This is a genomic window from Arthrobacter caoxuetaonis (assembly GCF_023921125.1).
Lineage (GTDB): Bacteria > Actinomycetota > Actinomycetes > Actinomycetales > Micrococcaceae > Arthrobacter_B > Arthrobacter_B caoxuetaonis.
In genome coordinates, this window is sequence record NZ_CP099466.1 from 2,029,699 (window position 1) to 2,048,216 (window position 18,518).

Below are 18,518 nucleotides of genomic sequence, written 5' to 3' on the forward strand. Positions count from 1 at the left end.
TCCGCCCATTGTGAGTAGAGATCTTCTTTGAGTTTACCGGTGATACCTTCTGTTCCCGGCCAAGGGCAGACTGATCGGAGGATGAGTGTCCGGCAACGCTGCCATGCACCGCCCGCTGGGCGGCTTCGACGCGACGACTGCCGGCATCGGATCCATCGTGGGCGCCGGAGTCTTCGTCGTCTTCCCCGCGGCCGTGGCTGCGGACGGCGGCCCGCTGGCGTTACCGCTGGCGATCGCCGCCGTCGTCGCCTATGCGTGCGGCGTCGCGATTTTCCAGATCAGCGCGGCGCTGGATGAGGGCCAGGCCAATTACGACGACGGCGGCACCCGGGCGGCGCGGGTCATCCTTGGCCCCACTGCGGCTTTCGTCACCGGATGGATCTTCCTGTGCTCCCGGCTGGCGGCAGCTGCGGTGGCGGCGCTGATGCTGGGCACCTACCTGCTGCCGGACTATGGCGTTGCGGTGGCAATAGGCGCGGTCACAGGAACTGCCCTGCTTAACCTGGCCGGCGCGACGCGCAGCGATTGGGTGTCCCGGTTCATTGTCGCGTTCGTGATCGCCGTGCTTGCCTTCGTTGCCGTGGTGGCATTCAACTCGGATCAGCCCGGCGGGATCCCGAAACTCGCTACGCTGCCTGAACCCGGCTTTACCGGGGTGCTGGAAAGCTCGGCGCTGCTGTACTTCGCGTTCATTGGCTACGGCTATCTGGCTTCGCTGGGGCCGCACGTCCGCTCCCCTGGACGCAACATTCCGCTGGCGCTGCCGGCAGCTATCGCCGTCGTTTTGGGCCTGTACCTGGTGCTGGGTGAATCGCTTCTCAGCTATTTCGGAGCGCCGGGACTCGCGGGGCAAACCGCACCCATGGTGGTCCCGGTGGCTGACATGAGCGGCGGCGTGGGGACCGGCGTCGTCCTGATTGCCGCGGCTGCCGCTGGGCTCGGCGCGCTCTCTGCCCTGAACGCGGGCTGCGCCCGCATCGCCGCGTCCATGGCCGCCGAAGGCGAACTCCCCCGGCTGTTCGGCAGCCAGCGGTCCGTCCTCCGGGGGCGGCCGGAAACGCCCTGGGTCGGCGTGGTGGCCGGAGCCGGCGTCGTCATTGTCCTCATCTTGGCCTTCCCGGCGCCCACGCTGCTGGGGGTCGCGGCATTTACCGGGCTGCTCTATGCCGGGGGCACCGCGGCGATCGCCTTCACGCTGCACTCGCGGCGCTGGTATACGCCGCGCGCACTGAACGTGCTGGGCCTTGCCGGAGCGCTGCTGCTGGCGCTGTCCCTTCCGCTGCTGGACATCGCGCTGGGGCTGATGGCGGTTGTTGCCGGTGCCGTGGTGCGGCTGACGTTCCGGCGGGGACGTTGACTGCCCCTGTATCGTGGAAGCCAGCAACACGTCTATGACATGGGGGTTTACGTGCAGAAGTTCACCAAGGTTCCGGGTCTGAAACTGCTGGTCCCCCAGCTCCTGCTGCTGGCGCTGGCTCTGGTCCTGAATCTCTCTATTCCGGAAAAGAGCGCCCTAGTCTGGACCGCTTCAGCCCTGCTGGCGATCGCGGTCCTTCTGACTCTGCTGTCGGTCCTGCTGGCCCGTAAGCACGCTGCCGCTTAGGCGGTTCCCGCCACCAGCAGCCAGGCTTCCACTTCCGCGAGCAGCTCCGCTTTGCGCTCATCCGACGCGAACGACGCCGTAATGGAGTTCTCCGCGAGCCTGGCCAGCTGCGCGGGGTTGAGGTCGAAGGTCTCCCGCAGGACGGCGAAATTGTCATCGACGTAGCCGCCGAAATAGGCAGGATCATCGGAGTTCACCGAGACGTTCAGACCCTGTTCCAGCAGCAGCGGGAGCGGATGGGATTCCAGTGAATCGACGGCCTGGAGCCGGACGTTGGAGAGCGGGCAGATGGTCAGCGGGATCTGGTCACGTTCCAGCCGGGCGACCAGCTCCGGGTCATCCATGCAGCGGATGCCGTGGTCAATCCGGTCCACCAGCAGCAGGTCCAGGGCCTGTTCGATGTAGTGCGACGGCCCCTCCTCCCCCGCGTGCGCGACCAGCTTGAGGCCGGCGGCACGGGCCTGCTCATAGAGCGGCACAAAGTTCTCCGGCGGGTTGCCCAGCTCGGCAGAGTCCAGGCCGATGCCGATGATCGGGGCCTTCATGGCCAGCAGCTCTGCGAGGACCCCGGATGCTTCCTCCTCCGGACGATCGCGGAGGAAGGCTGCGATCAGCGCCGTGGAGATGCCGTACTCCGCCTCGGAGATTTCCAGCACCGAGGCCACACCGCCAATACAGGTTTCCAGCGCGACGCCGCGGGCCAGGTGCGCCTGCGGGTCCACCATCAGTTCCACGTGCCGGACGCCGGCTGCCGCGGCGCGGGCCAGGTAGGCGCGGGTCATGTCCGCAAAGTCCGCTTCGGTCCGCAGCACGTCCATGTTGGCGTAGTAAAGGTCCAGGAAGGACTGCAGGTCCGTGAACTCGTAGCGGGCTCGGAGTTCGTCCAGATCCGCGTAGGGCAGCTCGATGCCGTTGCGGGCAGCCAGTTCGAAGATCAGTTCCGGTTCCAGCGTTCCTTCAATGTGGAGGTGGAGTTCGGCGCAGGGCAGCTTGCTCAAGGGGGTCCTCTCAAAAGTTCCGTCCGGCGTGGCGCGCCGCGCCGTCCTCTTAAGCCTAGGTTGCCTTCGCCGCGGAGACCATTCCGGGAATGCGGACAGGGAAGCTGCGCGTCAGCGTCCCGGGAACATCCCCGGGTGGCCGAAAACTACAGGGAGGATTGCGATGGCTCCGGCTGCTCGCCGGCCAGCCAGCCGACGACGCCGGCCGCAGGTCCGCTCGGAGCGCTGCGCCAACCGGTTCCAGCCCACAGATGGAGGGTATCGGCGTCGGCGGATTTACCGGCGGCCTGGCGCAGGGCGCGGGTGAGGTGGTGGACGGCGGGATAGGCGTTCAGCGCATCCGGCTCGTGCCGGTCGATAAAAGCGTTGCGCAGCGCCCGTGCCGGACGGCCCGTGAAGGCCCGGGTAGGGACGGTTTCAGTGAAGGTATCGTCGGCCAGGGCTGTCCGGTGCGTTGGCGAGGTGCCGGCTTCGTCGGCGCGCAGCAGCAGCGTGCCCACGGCCACCGCTTCGGCACCGGCTGCCAGCAGTGTGCGGACCGCAGCGGGTCCGTCGACGCCGCCCGCGGCAATGATCGGCAGAACCGTCTCTGCGCTGACTGAGCGGACCAGGTCTTCGGTGCTAACCGGCTCAATCCTGCGTGCCGGGTCGAAGGTGGCACTGTGTCCGCCGGCGTCGGGGCCCTGCACCACCAGCCCGTCCACACCCGCTGCCTCCGCTTGGCGTGCTTCCGCGGGCAAGGTTACCGAGGCAAGGACGCGGGTCCCGGCAGCCTGCAGCGCGGCAATATCCGCCGGCTCCGGCAGGGCGAAGGTCAGCGATACAACCGGGACCGGATCGCGGAGAAGGAGCGCGAGTTTTTCCTCCCAGAAGTCCACGTCGGCCACTGACTGCTCGCTGAGGGTCAGCCCGTAGCGGTCTGCTTCGGGCTGCAGCCGCCGGGCATAGGCGCGGAAGGCAGCTTCGTCGACGGGATCCGGGGCCGGAACGAAAAGGTTCACGCCGAAGGGATGCCCACTGGCTCGGAGCATGCTGATCTCCGCGGCGAGGGCCTCCGGCGTTTTGTAGCCGCCTGCCAGGAATGGAAACCCGCCAGCTTCGGCAACGGCGGAGGCCAGCGCCGTCGTCGTTGGTCCACCGGCCATGGGTGCAGCGGCAATCGGCAGGCGGGAGGGCAGGATGGGATGGTTCATCGAGGCGCCTTTCTCAATGTAGGCCAGGTCATTCGGCGGCGGCCTGTCCGGGGGTAAACAGGTCCTCGATCCGGCAGTCGAAAACGGCGGCCAGCCGGAAGGCAAGCGGCAGTGACGGATCGTACCGGCCCTTTTCTATGGAGATGATGGTCTGCCGTGAGACTCCCAGTTCGTCAGCGAGGTACTGCTGGGACCAGCCGCGCTCTGAACGACGGCGGCTCAGCGAGTTCTCCATCAGGCAGCGGTTTTCTTTTGCCAGAGGTAGCGCACGCCGAAGTCCAGCATGGCGAAGGCCACCACGCCTCCCAGGACCAGCCCGGCAGTGCCCTCGGTTCCCAGGAACGTGAGGGCGGCGCAGCCCAGTCCCCCAACCAGGAGAATGTCCGTGAACGCGCCGCTGGCCGCTTTGTCATACCAGGCGGATTCGACGGAGTCTTCGGGTTTCTCGATGGCACCGGCGATAGTTGAGCGGTCAACGAGCACCACCCAGGCCAGCACCGCTGCGATAGGCAGCGTAAAGACGGCCATGATACCGAAGGCCAGCAGCGGGCGGTCTCCGTTCCGCAGCAGCATAAAGAGCCAGCCCAGTGCAGCTGACACAAGCACAGCAACGGCCAGCGAGGCGGCCAGCAACTGGGCGGTGCTGCCGCCAAACCGCGCACGGCCCCATTTGCTCCGGGCATTCTCCACGCTCATCAGTCAGCCTTTCTCCGGTTCGGAACCCACCTGTCAAGGAAACTGTACTGTCAAGCGGACTGTACGTAAAGGGTGTTTGACCATTGGGTCGCACTGCGAGGCGGACGACAGGCTCTTGCGTTGGAGCGCGCATGCTCTCAGGACGACGCGGCAGAAGTCGGCTTGAGCGAGATGGAAAATAAGTTCGTTCTGTTGGACGGCGATGAGCCGCCGCAACTTCCTTTGGCAGGATGCGGATACGACATTTGGAGGGCCAGCTTGGCCCACATGGGCGTCCTCACCGCGCCGGGGCTGCGGCGGCAGGGACATGCTGCCACTGCCGTTTCGGTTGCCGTGGGCGAGGCGATGGATGGGGCGGTCAAGGATCCCTCAGCGGGACTTTTGGGGCCTGAACTCATTCCCATTTACAGGCATCCTCGTTTGATTCATAGTCTAGGCATGAGATGGGTTGGCACTCTCCCCGAAGACGCCCCCGACCCCCGCGCTGAATGGGTCGAGAACCTGACGCGCATGCCCATTCCGGTGCTAGGGCTTATGCCCCAGCCGTCGCTGGAGGACACGGACTCCGTCAGCCTGAACTACGCCCTGGATGACCGTGGGTACAGCGAAATGACAGCGAGCATCACCTACACCCTCTGGCGAAACCCGGATGATCGCTCAGACCCGGCTAACCTCGCGGACCTCGACGAGGAGACCCGAAGGGCGCTCGAAGAAGTTCCGCCATGGCCCCGGCCCCCTTGGCTGATCGAACAAGTGGAGCGAATGCGCTACCCGCAGCTGTGGGAGGCCGTGCGAACCACTTGGCACCGCGAGCCGTCCGAGTGCTCTTCACTTCAGAGCCTCCTGGCTGACCATGTCAACCACATCCTGATGAACCAGTATCGGCAGGAGCTCTGGCCCGGCGGTAAACCCTGGGACCAGCACGCACCCGCAGTGACCGGCCGGATGGTCAACAGCCCAGCCAGAACCGTTATCAACGGAGTCGACGTACCCGGTGCAGAGGTCGATACTGACCCGTTCGTGTACGGCATCGGAGCCCGCCTCGCTGGCGGCGGCGTCGTGACCGCAGTACTTCCACGCGCTGATCTCAAACGGATCCAGGTCCGGTTCACGATCCGAAGCTAACGGCCACACTTCTGTGCCCAAAAAGGGGATCGGCTACCGCGACACGACATTTCTACTTGCTGTGGTGGGAGTATGACGGAATGGCTACTCTCGATTTGCGTATTCTGCCCGCGGGAGAGGTTGAGCTGCACGACGAGCGACGCCGACGCCGCTGGTCCGTGGAGCTCGAGCCGTTCGAGATCGGAGTCGTTCCTATCACTAAGGCCGAATACGCGCAGGGGATGGGAACTGGCGAATCGATTGCACGTTCGCCCGCGGTCGACCTGAGCTGGTTTGATGCGGTCATGTTTTGCAACGCTGCGTCGGTTCGGGACGGCCTCGCACCCGTTTACCTAGTGAACAAGGAAGGCGTGACTTGGCAGACCGAAGTCTCCGGGTACCGGCTGCCAACGGAAGCTGAGTGGGAGTATGCCTGCCGAGCAGGTACGACCGGCCCGCACTACGGGCCCCTCGCGCACATCGCGTGGACGGCCGAGGATGAGGTGGAAGAACTTCAGGCTGTCGGGTCGAAGGAGCCTAACCTTTTCGGCTTGTATGACACTCTGGGGAACGCCTGGGAATGGTGCTGGGATCTGCTCGACCCAGCACGCTATGGGGACTACCGGGTTTTCCGCGGAGGTGGATTCGCCGATAAGCGATGGAGCGTCCGGGCGTCCACACGGCGGGGCGGAGGGCCGGGGATGAAGCATCCCGACGTCGGCATGCGAGTGGCCAAAGGGGCATTTCACACGGGGCAAGCAGCACAAGGTTGGTCAGCTGAGGCAGACATTGAGCGGGGAGTATTCAGCGGACCTTTGCCGTCAGGCTGGACGCCCCTGGCCGAATAACACATACCACCCATTTTGCGGCCCCCGTTGACGCGCAGAGGGATCCTCTAGCGCTCATTCGAAGACTAGGCGTTTAGGAGCACAGTCGTTTGGGTTCCAGCATGCATGGAACCGGCACGGAGGGCCGTGCTCCATGGGCCGGCCTCATGCGCGCCGATCGGCGCTCCACCATACGTAGAGAAGCCACACCGCCAGGACCCAAAGGAGTACCGCGACGATGATGGTGGATGGCGACGGCCCAGGACTGCATTCACCGGCCACGGCAACAAAGTCAGTACAGGTTCCCGCCCGCCAGAACATCGCCACCACGCCTGCAATCGACGCCGCAATGGCAGCATATAGCCACTTGAAACGACGTTTTCCCCGCTTGATCACGATTTCCTCCTGACCAGGCCGGCAGCTTTGATATTGCTGTCTCGCACACTACGTTATGCCCACCGGCGAAGAAACTCTGCATTGGATCAGAGCCCACGCAGCCGTGCGTGCATCCGCGATCACTCGAAAGTAATGGTTCTAGATCACTGCTATATACGCCGAGGATGCCGGTCCCCTAGGTGCTGCCAGCCGGCGAAGGAACACGCGCTGCTCATCACCCGGGAAACCGTCCCGCTTGAGGGTCCTTCAGCGCGACGCACAGCGGAAGGCAGGTCAGCACTTGAGACGTCCCATTAGCCGATCCCTGACCGCGACGCTTGCCGCATCCAACAGAATGGTAATGAACGAGCGGACTCGTCCGTAACCTGACGGATTGGACGACATGGATTTCTCCATCAAGGGTGAATTCTTACGAATGCTAATCGGTACCTGGATTCGAGGGGCCTTTGGATGGAGCTTGTTCGGATCCACCAACGGTTCGTTTAGGGTGGCACAGAGCCTATCGCGACGATAATGCGGATTTCCAGAAGAAGAGTTAGGTTTCCGACGGTGCAACCAACCACAACCGATCTTTCCCGGAGCAGCACGCCCTGGTGGTCAACCAGTTGGACGCGAACGCTAATTGGTTTGGCCCTAATTCCCGCTTACGTGCTCCTCCTGCATCATTTTGCCTACCTATCCACAGATGCCATTCAGACCCGCTCCCAAGGACTTGCTGCGGCACTGGGTGACGCAGCTTTATGGGGTGCCGTTGCGATGGCAGGTTTCGGACTACTCGGGATCCTGGCCACCTCCTACTTCCCAAACAGGCGTCCCGCCGTCCCCGCATGGTCCCTCGTCGTCTTGATGCTGCTTAGCATGGTCAGCATATGGATCCTGACCGTGCTCACCATAGGTGCCTCAAGCCTGCATGATTCGCCGACCCCACCTTCGCTTGCACAGCGACTCCACGTCGGGAATTGGGCGCATTTCTTGTACATACCGGTAACACTTCTCGTCGCTGGATCAGCACTGATCCAGCGAATGAAAGGCCAACGTCAGCACAGGCAATGGTCCTGGATTGGGTTCACGCTCGGCACCGCTCCGTTCTTTGCCGCTACCCTGCTACTCGCGATCGAGATCGGCGCAGAACTCGGCTGAGTGAAGCGTAGTCCCCTACTCCGGCCGTCGATCCGCCCTCATTCACCGAGCACGCAGCGATTCAAGAAGCTGAACCGTGAGCGCCGCGGCGCGCACCCTGTCCCGTAAGCCGGTCCATCAGCGCGACGCACAGTGGGAAAGAAGGTAAGGACTAGAGGCGTCCCATTAGCCGATCCTTCACCGCAACAGCTCATGGGCACGGGCGAGCCGGAATATGCCCAGCGGAACTTGGTCCGCTTCGCCTGTGGGCATGGGGCAATGGCATCGCCCTCTGAGTGTTGCTAAACAAGTACAACTCAGTCGAGGGAACTAATACATCCGATCCCACGAGCCAGCGATAGGATCGGCGCATGACCAATCTGAATGCAATTCCCAAGGAGACAAAGGACTGGTCATTCGTGGCCGATGAAGGCTGTTCTGAATGCGGATATTCGCCCCACTTCGGTCAGGAGACCGGGAGCCGCCTTCGCCATACCGCGACCGCTTGGAGAGAATTACTCAGCCATCCTCAAGCTTCCCAGCGACCCGTAGCCCATGTATGGTCGCCTCTCGAATACGCAGCCCATGTCCGTGACATGTGCCGGCTGGCATGTGAGCGAGTCAGGCTCATGCTGGCAGAAAGCGTGCCGACTTTTTCAAACTGGGATCAAGACGAACAAGCCGAAATCAACGACTATCTGAACTCGGACAGACTCGCCCTCTCTGCAGATCTAGAAAGCCACTTGGAACTTGCTGCTCGTGTATTTGACCAGGTTCCCTCCAGTTCCTGGGAACGCGCAGGGCTCCGTGGGGATGGCAAAGAATTCACAGTGCAGTCCTTTTCATGCTTTGTCCTCCACGAGGTCGAGCATCATCTTCAGGATGCGTCGGAAGGACTGCGCAAAGTCCTCTAGTGTGCTGCCAGATCTACCGAGGACCAGGTCGCCGGTGGCCAACCTCAGCATTTGAAAAGCGCGTCATGCGCCCCCTGAGGGATCCCTTAGCGCGACGCAGGTGAGCCGACCTGGCGAGCGATATCGCTTTGCAGTTAGCCTCGCCTCAACCTCGCCCTATAGCCAAGAGTGATTACTGTAGTTGCGATTAGTCCCTGGCCCAGTCGCAAATGCCCGGAGCTTCAAGTGATGCCCCTGCGTATCCCCGGCCACCCGGCGCGCTTTCGCATAGCTCCTCGGCCATTGCCTTACTCAAGCTATAGACGGGCGGGAAGGCTGCGATGATGAGCAGCGTCACCGTAAAAAGGCACATCGCCCATGCCTTCCAGTTTGTCTCCGCGCGTCTCATGGCCCTCCAGGTCAGAAGAGCCGCAAATGCCAATGCGACAAATGGCAGGTACATCGCTACCTGGGTCCACACTGCACCCGTTCGCTGGACAAAGGAAACAAGAGTTACTGCGAACATGACGACCGAAAGCAGGATGGGCAGAAGCGTTACGACTACCACAACTGACACGAGGAGATCAGGCCTGGTTGACCTGCCCTGCCGCTTGAAACCCGTCGCGCTGCGCTGGGTACTCAACGCAGCGCATCCACAGCTGCGTTCTCGTAAGTGGCACGGCACAACTGCTCTGCGCGCACTTCAGGGTTCAACTCTTGCCATGTGTGTGCTTGGGCGGTGACTTCTGATTCGGGTAGGCCCATAGCTCTCAGCTGCTCGGGTGAAGCCATCACGCTGTTCTCCGGCCCGATCAGGTTGCTCCGGTCCAGGGCCGCGCCGGGACCGTTGGGATAATCAGCAGAACAAGCGATGAACGGTTCGTAGACCGCTGTCGTAGGATCATCCGTCAGTCCAGAAGGCTCCATTGCCGACCCCGATAGGGCAGCCAGTTCGGCAGCCGCCGTGCCCAGGCGGGGCTGTGCAGCGGGTTCATCGAGCTCCGACGCAGGCATTGTGGCTATCCCGAGGGCAAAGCCACCCAAGATCGATAGTCCAACGATCATTCCTACTGACGCTTTTCTGTTAATGGTGGTCCCCTGGCCCGCTGCTGCACCCCCTCGGTGCAACGGCCCCAGCCTAGCGGACGGTGCAGGACTCACGCCGAAGGTAAGCACTTGAGGGGTCCTATTAGGCGATCCGCTGGCGGAACTTGTTGGTGAGGCAGGATGAAGGCATGTTTGAACAATTCGTCGAATTGACAGTTGATGTCCGAGATCGAGAGTCTCAGCTCTTCGTTCGAGTTGGAGGGGAAGGGCCACCTGTTTTGCTGCTTCATGGCCACCCGAGAACTTCGGCGACGTGGCACCGAGTAGCACCTAGGCTGGTCGAGGCCGGGTTCCAAGTTGTTTGCCCTGACCTACGCGGATACGGGCGGTCCAGCAAACCGGAGCCCACTCGTGATCATTCAGCACATTCCAAACGTGCCACCGCGCGGGACATGCTTCACCTCATGAACCAGCTGGGCCACGAACAGTTTGCTCTAGCCGGCCATGACCGGGGCAGCTACTCCGCACTCCGTCTTGCCCTTGACTACCCGTCAGCGGTGTCAAAGCTCGCACTGCTGGACTGTATCCCCATCAGCGAACATCTCTCACGCGCCAACGCGAACTTCGCAACAAGGTGGTGGCACTGGTTCTTCTACGCCCAGCCGGAGATTCCTGAACGGGTCATAACCGCCGACCCCGACAGCTGGTACCAGGGTGATCCCGTGATCATGGGGCAGGAGAACTACGACGAGTGGCGTCAGGCAGTCCGAAATCCGGCGACAATCCGGGCAATGCTGGAGGATTACCGTGCCGGCCTAACGATCGACCGGGAACACGAGGAAGCGGATCTCGCGGCTGGCAAGATTCTGCAGATGCCGTTGCTGGTGCTTTGGTCCCTGCGGGATGACTTGGAACTGCTGTACGGTAATCCGCTCGACATATGGAAGGACTGGGCGTCCGACCTTCGTGGGCACGGCGTCGAGTCCGGCCACCACATGGCAGAAGAAGCCCCCGACGAACTTGCAATGACACTCATCAACTTCTTCTGACTCTGCGCAGTTTTCCACCCCGGGGATCAAAGAGTTCCGAGTACCGCCGCTGGGCATCTGGTGAGTCGACGGTGAGTTCAGCCCATCGTTGCAAAACCCAGGCCGAGACCATGAATAAGACTGGGGCTCAGAGATTCTGTCTCCCACCTCAGGCCATCCAGAGGCGTCCTAGTGGGGGGGGTCCCTCACCGCAGCGGCACTCCCCGGAGTCCTCCGCCCCGCCGCCCCATCAGGCCTAGGAACTCCGATTCGCATATACCCCGCCCGCATTAATTCGCGGTGAGGGTAGCCCAAACGCTACAGCTTTTAGCCGGTGGACACCCCGGGCTGACCGGCGGCATTGCAACAAAAAGCCTGGCCGGCGCACCGCCGTCGTCTGGGGTCTGGTCCGCCCAGCGGGCGGATCCACAGATAAGCCTGATTAGCGGTGCGCCGGCCAGGCCAGTCCGGGTTCAAACCGGTTAGTTGCCCCCGGGCTGGAGTTCAACCTCGATGGGCTCATAGTCGGCGCCCTTGGTATCCACGCCTTCTTCTTCAAGCTCGGCCAGGGCCTTCTCCACGTATTCGTTGGTCCAGGCCGTGGCCGGCGGTTCGGAGGTGATGATGGTTGCTCCGGTCTCGTTCTTGGTGCCCATGGCAATTTCGACCGTCTTGTCCCACGCTGCTTCGTCGATCAGGCCGACGCCGTTGGTTGAGGGCCAGATCAGCTTGGACGTTTCGTTGGTCATCCACAGCTGGTGGCTCTGGCCCAGCGTGGACCCGGCCCCGGTGACGATTTCCGCTGCTTCCTCAGGGTTGTCCTTCGCATAGGCCCAGCCCTTGATGGCTGCCTTGATGAAGGCGACGGTCGTCTCCTGGTATTCCTCGTCCTCCAGCCGCTGGGTGTCAGCCCAGATGGCGTCCTGGAGCATCGCCGTGCCAACTTCGTTCCAGTCGATGACGGTGAGGTCTTCCGGCTGGAAAAGCTCGCCGGTTTCTGGATTCTCCGTTTCGAGCACCTGTGCGTACTCGTTGTAGGTCATGGCCTGCGCGGCGTCGATGTCCCCGGCGAGGAAGCCGTTCATGTCGAAGGCCTGCTGGATCAGCTCGATGTCATCGATTTCGACGCCGGCCTGCTGCATCCCGGCGAACAGTTCCCATTCGTTGCCATAGCCCCAGGAGCCGACCTTCTTGCCGGCCAGGTCTTCCGGCCCGTCGATCCCCGAATCGGCCATCGCGACCTGGAGGGTGGCACTGCGCTCGAAGATCTGGGCGACGTTGGTGATCTCGGCTCCCTGCTCAATGGAACCGAGCACCTTCGGCACCCAGGAGATGGCGTAGTCGGCGTCGCCGGAGGCCAGGACGTCCTGCGGGACAATGTCTGCGCCTCCTTCCAGGATTTCGACGTCGAGGCCCTCGTCCTCGAAGAAGCCCTGGTCCAGGGCTGCGTAGTAACCGGCAAACTGGGCCTGGGCGAACCACTGGAGCTGCAGCTTGACCGGGGTCAGCTCATCGGCTGCTTCTCCCCCGTCTCCGGAGCCGCCGCCGCACCCGGCCAGTGCCAGTGCGGAGGCAGCCAGCCCGGCGGCCAGGACGGTCAGCGGTTTCCTGCGTGTATTCATGTTCTTCCCCTCGTTGCGGACGGTGTGGTGCGGTGGTGAAGGTGTGGTGGTGCAGAAAGTGTGGTGCGGTGGACCATCCTGCGGAGCCTCAGGGGGCACCGCCGGAATGGCGGGAAAAGTACATTTCCAGCCCCGCGGTGACGGCGTAGAACACCAGTCCCAGCAGGACTGCACCCACGACGTAGGCCCAGGCCAGTGTGTAGTTGCTGCTCGATGCTGCTGAGGTCACAGACTTGCCCAGCCCGCCGACAGGTCCGCCGAAGTACTCCGCGATCAACGCGGAAACCACGGCCAGCGACGACGCGATCCGCAGCCCGGTGAACATAAAGGGCACAGCGCTGGGCAGCGTGACGGAACGGGTGATCTGCCAGGTCCCGGCGGCGTAGGAACGCATGAGGTCCCGGTGCACCGGAGCCACCTGCCGGAAGCCGCGGAGCGAGTTCACGTACACCGGGATGAAGACCGCAATGCCGGCCACAATTTGCCGCGTAGCCTGCTGGTCCGCTCCGTACATCGTGTAGAGCACCGGTGCCAGCGCCACGATCGGGATCACCGAGAGCGCAACGACGAGCGGTGCGGCCAGACGGTCCAGGACCGGTCCCGCTGCCGCAGCCACTGCGGCTGCCACGCCCAGCAGGGCTCCGGCCACCAGTCCTACGGCTGCGTTGGCTCCCGTTACGGCGGCTGCCGCCGCCACATTCCCTGCGTTGGCGATGACAGCCTCCGCGATGGCCAGCGGCCCGGGAACAATGAAAGGCTCGATCTCCAGCAGCCACACGGCCCCCTGCCACAGGAGCAGTGCCGCTGCCCCCAGCAGCAGCGGACCAGCGAGGTTCCGCCCCAGCCCGGACAGCTGTCCGGGATCGACCCCCGCCGCACCCCGCGGGCGCGGCGCAGGGCGTGTTTCCGGCGCCGTCGGCGGATCCTTGACGATTCCACTCACCGTGTCTCAGCTCCCCGGACCACAGCAGGTTCCGCTCCGTGAAGTGCCTCGCGGACCGCGCGGATGGCGTCGTAGAACACGGCTTCCTCACGCAGGGCCGCTCCCCGGGCGGCGGCGGTCCCAAGCGTGATGTCCACGATGTCCCGGATCTCGCCGGGCCGCGGGGACATGACCACCACCCGGTCGGAGAGGAACACAGCCTCGGGAATGGAATGGGTGACAAACACAACGGCGCAGCCCGTCTCCGCGCAGATGCGCACCAGCTCGTTCTGCATCCGTTCCCGCGTCATCTCATCCAGCGCACCGAACGGCTCGTCCATCAGCAGGAGTTTGGGAGACTCCGCCAGGGAACGGGCAATCGCGACGCGCTGCTGCATGCCTCCGGAGAGCTGGTCCGGATAGTGTTCTCCGAAATCGGAGAGCCCGACCATCTGCAGCAGCTCATCGGTCCGCTCCCGCCGCCGGGCCGGGGAAGCTCCGTGGGTCTGCAGCGGCAATTCGATGTTCCCCCGGACGGTCCGCCACGGGAGCAGGCCCGCCTGCTGGAAGGCGATGCCGTAATCCTGGTCCAGCCGTGCCTGCCGGGCTGACTTTCCAAAAACCGTGATCGCCCCGGAGCTGGGTGTGTCCAGGTCAGCGATCAGCCGCATCAGCGTGCTCTTGCCGCAGCCGGACGGCCCGATCAGGGAGACGAACTCCCCCTCGGCGACCGTGAGGCTGACATCCCGGAGTGCGTGGACTTCGCCTCGGCCCGATCCAAAGACCCGTGTCACGCCCGCTGTTTCGACTGCGGCGGGCTGTTCTGTACTGGCGCTCATACTGCCTGTTCTCCTCTGCGGTAACGGCGCAGCGAAACGCCGATCAAAGCAACGAATCCAACCGCGGCCAGGCCCAGCGCCACGGCCCCAAAAATCGGCGCCCAGGGTTTGCCGGGGTCTCCGCCGGCAGCTGCGGCGAATTCAACGATCATGCGGCCAATCCCGCCGCGCAGGCCGATGGACACCTCCGCTACGACGGTTCCCACGACGGCGTTGGCAGCGGCAAGGCGCAGGGCAGGCAGCAGATAGGGAACGCTGGCCGGCAGCCTTAGGCGCAGGAACGTCTGCCACCAGCCCAGGGCGTAGGTGTGCATCAGGTCCACGTGAGCTTTCTGCGGCGCGCTGAAGCCGCGCAGCGCCCCCACCGCCACCGGGAAGAACGCCAGATAGGAGGCGATCACGGCAACGGACATCCAGTTTTCCCAGGTGAAGGGGCCAAACTCGAGCTGGGATCCCCAGCGCCGTACCAGCGGTGCAATGGCAATCAGCGGCACTGTCTGGCTCAGGATGATCCAGGGCAGCATGGCCGAGTTCGCACTGCGGAACCGCTGCATCAGCATCGCCAGCCCCAGCCCCACGACCACGCCCAGCAGCCACCCCACACCGGCAATCCCGAGGGTGAATCCCGCTGCCTGAAGCACGGATACCCACATAGCGTCCGCGGAGGCGGCTGAGGATTCCGGAGCGAAGAGCCGGGTGAGCATGGTCCAGACGTGCGGCATGGCCAGGTCCGTAGTCCGGGGCAGCACCGGTGTGCCTCCGATGCTTACCCCTTCTGCCGGACCAAGTGCCTTGTACAGCTCCCAGAGAAGGACCGGCAGCAGCACCCCTCCCAGCCCCCACGCGATTACGGACGGGCGCCACCGCCGTCGTACTTCCGTTTTCATGCCTTCGCAGCCACGTGGTCCCGCAGGGCAGGAATCACCGTCTCCCCGTAGACGCGCAGGGTTTCTTCCTTGTTGTCATGCTGGAGGTAACCGGCGAACTGCGTGACGCCCAGGGCCTTAAGCTTTTCGAGTTTCTCCATGTGCTCCTCGGCAGTGCCCAGGATGCAAAACCTGTCCACGATTTCATCCGGCACGAAGTCCGCATGGGTGTTCCCGGCCCGTCCGTGCTCGTTGTAGTCGTAGCCCTGACGCCCGGCAATGTAGTCGGTCAGGGCCTGCGGAACGGAGGAATCCGAACCGTACTTGGACACGATGTCCGCCACGTGGTTGCCCACCATGCCGCCGAACCAGCGGCACTGGTTCCGCATATGCTCCCGGTCGGTGCCGATGTACATGGGTGCCGCCACGCAGAAGGAAATGCTGTCCGGATCCCGGCCGGCGTCGGCGGCTGCCTGCCGGACGGTGCGGATCATCCACTCTGCAACATCGACGTCGGCCAGCTGGAGGATGAACCCGTCCCCCACCTCTCCGGTGAGCTTCAGTGCCAGCGGACCGTACGCCGCCACCCAGACTTCCAGCTCGGATCCTTTGCTCCAGGGGAACTGCAGGGTTGCCCCGTTGTATTCAACCGGGCGGGAGTTGGCCAGCTCCCGGATCACGTGGATCGACTCGCGGAGGGTCTTCAGCGTGGTCGGCGCGCCGTTGGTCACCCGCACCGCCGAGTCTCCGCGGCCGATCCCGCACACGGTCCGGTTCCCGTACATCTGGTTGAGCGTGGCGTACGTTGACGCCGTCACGGTCCAGTCCCGGGTCGCAGGGTTAGTGACCATCGGGCCGACCTTGATCGACCGGGTCTCAGCCAGGATCTGGCTGTAGATCACGTAGGGCTCCTGCCAGAGCAGGTGCGAATCGAAGGTCCAGACGTAGTCGAACCCGTGTTCCTCGGCTTTCTTGGCCAGTGCCACCGTCCGCTGGGCGGGAGGATTGCACTGCAGTACCGCTCCGAATTCCATGTTTCCCCCTAGACCAGGTACTGGCTGGTTGCGCGGCGGACGTACTGCCCATGTCCCTTGCTGCCCAGGTACTCGTTGTTGTTGATGACCACCCTGCCGCGGGACATCACCGTGTCCACATGGCCCTCGATCTCGTAGCCCTCCCAGGCCGAGTAGTCCATGTTCATGTGGTGGGTCTTTTCCAGCCCGATCGAGGTATGTCCGTTCGGATCGTAAATAACGACGTCGGCGTCGGCGCCCGGGGCGATCACGCCCTTGGTGCCGTACATGCCAAACATGCGTGCCGGCGTCGTGCTGGTGATTTCGACCCAGCGTTCGAGGCTGATCTTTCCGTCCACGACACCCTGGTACATCAGGTCCATCCGGTGCTCCACCGAGCCGATCCCGTTGGGAATCTTGGAGAAGTCCCCCACGCCCATGTCCTTCTGGCCCTTCATGCAGAACGGGCAGTGGTCGGTGGCGACCATCTGGATGTCATTGGTGCGCAGCGACTGCCACATGTGGTCCTGGTGGTGTTCGTGCTTGGACCGCAGCGGCGTGGAACAGACCCACTTGGCACCTTCAAACCCGTCCGCACCGAGCTGGTCCTCCAGGGAGAGGTAAAGGTACTGCGGGCAGGTCTCCCCAAAGACGTTCTGCCCGTTGTCCCGGGCCGCGGCCAGCTGCTCCACGGCCTGCTTCGCCGAAACGTGGACCACGTAGAGCGGCGCCCCGGTGAGGTTGGCGAGCATAATCGCCCGGTGGGTGGCTTCCTCCTCCATCTGCCAGGCACGCGCGACGCCGTGGTAGTAGGGATCGGTTTTGCCCTGGGCCAGAAGCTCCGCGACCATGGCGTCGATCGCCGGGCCGTTCTCGGCGTGCATCATGGTCATCAGCCCGGTCTCGGCTCCCACGCGCATTGCCTTGTAGATCTGCGCGTCATCGCTGTAGAAGACACCCGGGTAGGCCATGAACAGCTTGTAGCTGGAGACGCCCTCGTCCGGCAGGGCTTCCATGGCCTTGAGCGAGTCGTCATTGACGTCGCCGATGATCTGGTGGAATCCGTAGTCGATGGCGCATTCTCCGGCGGCCTTTTCGTGCCACGCCGCGAGGCCGTCCATGACCCGCTCGCCGTAGCGCTGGATCGCGAAGTCCACGATGGTGGTGGTGCCGCCCCAGGCAGCCGCCCGGGTGCCGGTCTCGAAAGTGTCGGAGGCTTCGGTGCCGCCGAAGGGCATCTGCATGTGGGTGTGGGCGTCGATGCCGCCGGGAATCACGTACTTGCCGGTGGCGTCCAGGACCGTATCCACCGACCCGGCGAGGTCGTGGCCCAGCAGGGTGGAGCCCGGTGCCAGCACCGCGGCGATTTCCTCTCCGTCCACCAGGACATCCGCAGCGCTGCGGCCGGTCGCGGTGACGACGGTGCCGCCGGAGATCAGTATTGTTGCCATGTAACTGTTCCTTGCCTCTCTCTGTGCCAGTCCGGGGGTGCAGCTACGGGGCGGTGATCGGGTCGTAGGCGTCGGGGCGGCGGTCCCGGTAGAACTGCCAGTTGTTCCGGGCTGTGCGGACCAGCTCCATGTCCAGGTCCCTGATCATCAGTTCCTCGCCGTCCCGGGCCCCGACCTCACCCACGTAGTTGCCCTGCGGATCGGCAATGTAGGAGGTCCCGTAAAAGTCCACGGCTTCTTCACCGAATTCATTGGTCTCTTCGCCCACCCGGTTCGGCACCACCACGAAGTAACCGTTGGCTGCCGCTGCAGTAGGCTGCTCGAGTTCCCACAGCCGGTTCGAAAGTCCCGGCTTCGAAGCATTGGGATTGAAGACGAGCTGGGCGCCGTTGAGTCCCAGGACCCGCCACCCTTCGGGGAAATGACGGTCATAACAAATAGTGACGCCGACTTTGCCGACAGCGGTGTCGAAAACGGGCCAGCCGAGGTTTCCGGGCCGGAAATAGAACTTCTCCCAGAACTTCTCCACGTGGGGAATGTGGTTCTTGCGGTACTTGCCCAAATACGTTCCGTCGGAGTCGATGACTGCCGCGGTGTTGTAGTAGACGCCGGGCTGGTCCTCCTCATAGACCGGGAGGATGATGACCATGTTGTGTTCAGCCGCGAGCTTCGAGAAGCGCTCGGTCAGCGGACCGGGTACAGCCTGTGCATATTCGTAGTACTTGCTGTCCTGGACAATTCCGAAGTACGGCCCGTGGAACAGTTCCTGGAAACAAATAACCTGCGCACCCTCAGCGGCCGCCCGGCGGACGAACTCCTCATGCTTGGCGACCATTGATTCTTCGTCGCCGGTCCATGTGGTCTGGGTCAGTGCAGTTCGAACGATTGTCAAAGCAGACTC

General features: G+C 63.5%; 19 protein-coding genes. 6 read left to right on the forward strand and 13 right to left on the reverse strand.

Annotated elements, in window-relative coordinates; genetic code table 11:
- The first annotated feature begins 85 nt into the window (after nucleotides 1-85).
- Nucleotides 86-1,357, forward strand: a complete 1,272-nt coding sequence (locus NF551_RS09260) for an APC family permease (protein WP_227895712.1) — start codon at nucleotides 86-88, stop codon at nucleotides 1,355-1,357.
- Nucleotides 1,358-1,408: 51 nt separating this feature from the next.
- Nucleotides 1,409-1,603, forward strand: coding sequence for a hypothetical protein (locus tag NF551_RS09265; RefSeq protein ID WP_227895711.1), 195 nt, complete (start codon nucleotides 1,409-1,411; stop codon nucleotides 1,601-1,603).
- Here NF551_RS09265 and NF551_RS09270 read toward each other — a convergent pair.
- From NF551_RS09270 to NF551_RS09285, 4 genes are all read right to left on the reverse strand, one after another.
- The gene (locus NF551_RS09270; protein ID WP_227895710.1) at nucleotides 1,600-2,601 is read right to left on the reverse strand and encodes an adenosine deaminase; all 1,002 of its coding nucleotides are present in this window, start codon (nucleotides 2,599-2,601) and stop codon (nucleotides 1,600-1,602) included. The two genes, NF551_RS09265 and NF551_RS09270, sit on opposite strands and share 4 nt — an antisense overlap.
- Nucleotides 2,602-2,747: 146 nt before the next feature.
- Nucleotides 2,748-3,794 (reverse strand): NAD(P)H-dependent flavin oxidoreductase, encoded by a 1,047-nt coding sequence (locus NF551_RS09275; protein WP_227895709.1) that lies wholly within the window; start codon nucleotides 3,792-3,794, stop codon nucleotides 2,748-2,750.
- A gap of 28 nt (nucleotides 3,795-3,822) precedes the next feature.
- The gene (locus NF551_RS09280; RefSeq protein ID WP_227895708.1) at nucleotides 3,823-4,029 is read right to left on the reverse strand and encodes a helix-turn-helix transcriptional regulator; all 207 of its coding nucleotides are present in this window, start codon (nucleotides 4,027-4,029) and stop codon (nucleotides 3,823-3,825) included.
- Complete coding sequence (locus NF551_RS09285; RefSeq protein WP_227895707.1) at nucleotides 4,029-4,490, reverse strand: hypothetical protein; 462 nt, start codon at nucleotides 4,488-4,490, stop codon at nucleotides 4,029-4,031. The genes NF551_RS09280 and NF551_RS09285 overlap by 1 nt, the downstream gene beginning before the upstream one ends.
- 438 nt (nucleotides 4,491-4,928) lie before the next feature.
- Here NF551_RS09285 and NF551_RS09290 point away from each other — a divergent pair, with 438 nt between their 5' ends.
- Both NF551_RS09290 and NF551_RS09295 read left to right on the forward strand, forming a co-directional pair.
- Nucleotides 4,929-5,615, forward strand: a complete 687-nt coding sequence (locus NF551_RS09290) for a hypothetical protein (RefSeq protein WP_227895706.1) — start codon at nucleotides 4,929-4,931, stop codon at nucleotides 5,613-5,615.
- Between the two features lie 80 nt (nucleotides 5,616-5,695).
- A complete protein-coding gene (locus NF551_RS09295; protein ID WP_227895705.1) occupies nucleotides 5,696-6,442 on the forward strand; it encodes a formylglycine-generating enzyme family protein in 747 nt (248 codons plus the stop codon).
- A 144-nt stretch (nucleotides 6,443-6,586) separates the two neighbouring features.
- On the opposite strand, the gene NF551_RS09300 is transcribed toward NF551_RS09295, so the two are convergent.
- Nucleotides 6,587-6,817: a hypothetical protein gene (locus NF551_RS09300; protein WP_227895704.1), complete on the reverse strand. Its 231-nt coding sequence runs from the start codon at nucleotides 6,815-6,817 to the stop codon at nucleotides 6,587-6,589.
- Between the two features lie 1,490 nt (nucleotides 6,818-8,307).
- Here NF551_RS09300 and NF551_RS09305 point away from each other — a divergent pair.
- Nucleotides 8,308-8,850 carry a DinB family protein gene (locus NF551_RS09305; RefSeq protein WP_227895703.1) on the forward strand — a complete coding sequence of 181 codons (543 nt, stop codon included), beginning with the start codon at nucleotides 8,308-8,310 and terminating at the stop codon, nucleotides 8,848-8,850.
- A 618-nt stretch (nucleotides 8,851-9,468) separates the two neighbouring features.
- On the opposite strand, the gene NF551_RS09310 is transcribed toward NF551_RS09305, so the two are convergent.
- Nucleotides 9,469-9,843, reverse strand: coding sequence for a hypothetical protein (locus tag NF551_RS09310; RefSeq protein ID WP_227895702.1), 375 nt, complete (start codon nucleotides 9,841-9,843; stop codon nucleotides 9,469-9,471).
- Between the two features lie 221 nt (nucleotides 9,844-10,064).
- Between NF551_RS09310 and NF551_RS09315 the strand changes: the two genes are divergently transcribed.
- Nucleotides 10,065-10,925, forward strand: a complete 861-nt coding sequence (locus NF551_RS09315) for an alpha/beta fold hydrolase (RefSeq protein WP_227895701.1) — start codon at nucleotides 10,065-10,067, stop codon at nucleotides 10,923-10,925.
- 461 nt (nucleotides 10,926-11,386) lie between these two features.
- Here the strand turns inward: NF551_RS09315 and NF551_RS09320 are convergent, their stop codons facing one another.
- From NF551_RS09320 to NF551_RS09350, 7 genes are all read right to left on the reverse strand, one after another.
- Complete coding sequence (locus tag NF551_RS09320) at nucleotides 11,387-12,526, reverse strand: ABC transporter substrate-binding protein (RefSeq protein WP_227895700.1); 1,140 nt, start codon at nucleotides 12,524-12,526, stop codon at nucleotides 11,387-11,389.
- An 88-nt stretch (nucleotides 12,527-12,614) separates the two neighbouring features.
- Entirely contained in the window at nucleotides 12,615-13,469 is an 855-nt protein-coding gene (locus NF551_RS09325) for an ABC transporter permease (protein ID WP_227895699.1), read from the reverse strand.
- Nucleotides 13,466-14,287, reverse strand: a complete 822-nt coding sequence (locus NF551_RS09330; RefSeq protein WP_227895698.1) for an ABC transporter ATP-binding protein — start codon at nucleotides 14,285-14,287, stop codon at nucleotides 13,466-13,468. The genes NF551_RS09325 and NF551_RS09330 overlap by 4 nt, the downstream gene beginning before the upstream one ends.
- Nucleotides 14,284-15,174 (reverse strand): ABC transporter permease, encoded by an 891-nt coding sequence (locus tag NF551_RS09335; protein ID WP_227895697.1) that lies wholly within the window; start codon nucleotides 15,172-15,174, stop codon nucleotides 14,284-14,286. Before NF551_RS09335 ends, NF551_RS09330 begins: the two co-directional genes overlap by 4 nt.
- Entirely contained in the window at nucleotides 15,171-16,187 is a 1,017-nt protein-coding gene (locus NF551_RS09340) for a TIGR03842 family LLM class F420-dependent oxidoreductase (RefSeq protein WP_227895696.1), read from the reverse strand. Before NF551_RS09340 ends, NF551_RS09335 begins: the two co-directional genes overlap by 4 nt.
- Nucleotides 16,188-16,195: 8 nt before the next feature.
- Nucleotides 16,196-17,617, reverse strand: coding sequence for a dihydropyrimidinase (hydA, locus tag NF551_RS09345; RefSeq protein ID WP_227895695.1), 1,422 nt, complete (start codon nucleotides 17,615-17,617; stop codon nucleotides 16,196-16,198).
- Nucleotides 17,618-17,660: 43 nt separating this feature from the next.
- Complete coding sequence (locus NF551_RS09350) at nucleotides 17,661-18,509, reverse strand: nitrilase-related carbon-nitrogen hydrolase (RefSeq protein WP_227895694.1); 849 nt, start codon at nucleotides 18,507-18,509, stop codon at nucleotides 17,661-17,663.
- Between the last annotated feature and the right edge of the window lie 9 nt (nucleotides 18,510-18,518).

Bases quoted from the DNA above. Each gene is read 5' to 3' on its own strand.
- NF551_RS09335 (WP_227895697.1), bottom strand. From the start codon at position 15,174: ATGAAAACGGAAGTACGACGGCGGTGGCGCCCGTCCGTAATCGCGTGG.
- NF551_RS09295 (WP_227895705.1), top strand. From the start codon at position 5,696: ATGGCTACTCTCGATTTGCGTATTCTGCCCGCGGGAGAGGTTGAGCTG.
- NF551_RS09280 (WP_227895708.1), bottom strand. From the start codon at position 4,029: ATGGAGAACTCGCTGAGCCGCCGTCGTTCAGAGCGCGGCTGGTCCCAG.
- NF551_RS09340 (WP_227895696.1), bottom strand. From the start codon at position 16,187: ATGGAATTCGGAGCGGTACTGCAGTGCAATCCTCCCGCCCAGCGGACG.
- NF551_RS09290 (WP_227895706.1), top strand. From the start codon at position 4,929: ATGAGATGGGTTGGCACTCTCCCCGAAGACGCCCCCGACCCCCGCGCT.
- NF551_RS09315 (WP_227895701.1), top strand. From the start codon at position 10,065: ATGTTTGAACAATTCGTCGAATTGACAGTTGATGTCCGAGATCGAGAG.
- NF551_RS09330 (WP_227895698.1), bottom strand. From the start codon at position 14,287: ATGAGCGCCAGTACAGAACAGCCCGCCGCAGTCGAAACAGCGGGCGTG.
- NF551_RS09305 (WP_227895703.1), top strand. From the start codon at position 8,308: ATGACCAATCTGAATGCAATTCCCAAGGAGACAAAGGACTGGTCATTC.
- NF551_RS09320 (WP_227895700.1), bottom strand. From the start codon at position 12,526: ATGAATACACGCAGGAAACCGCTGACCGTCCTGGCCGCCGGGCTGGCT.
- NF551_RS09285 (WP_227895707.1), bottom strand. From the start codon at position 4,490: ATGAGCGTGGAGAATGCCCGGAGCAAATGGGGCCGTGCGCGGTTTGGC.
- hydA (WP_227895695.1), bottom strand. From the start codon at position 17,617: ATGGCAACAATACTGATCTCCGGCGGCACCGTCGTCACCGCGACCGGC.
- NF551_RS09310 (WP_227895702.1), bottom strand. From the start codon at position 9,843: ATGCCTGCGTCGGAGCTCGATGAACCCGCTGCACAGCCCCGCCTGGGC.
- NF551_RS09275 (WP_227895709.1), bottom strand. From the start codon at position 3,794: ATGAACCATCCCATCCTGCCCTCCCGCCTGCCGATTGCCGCTGCACCC.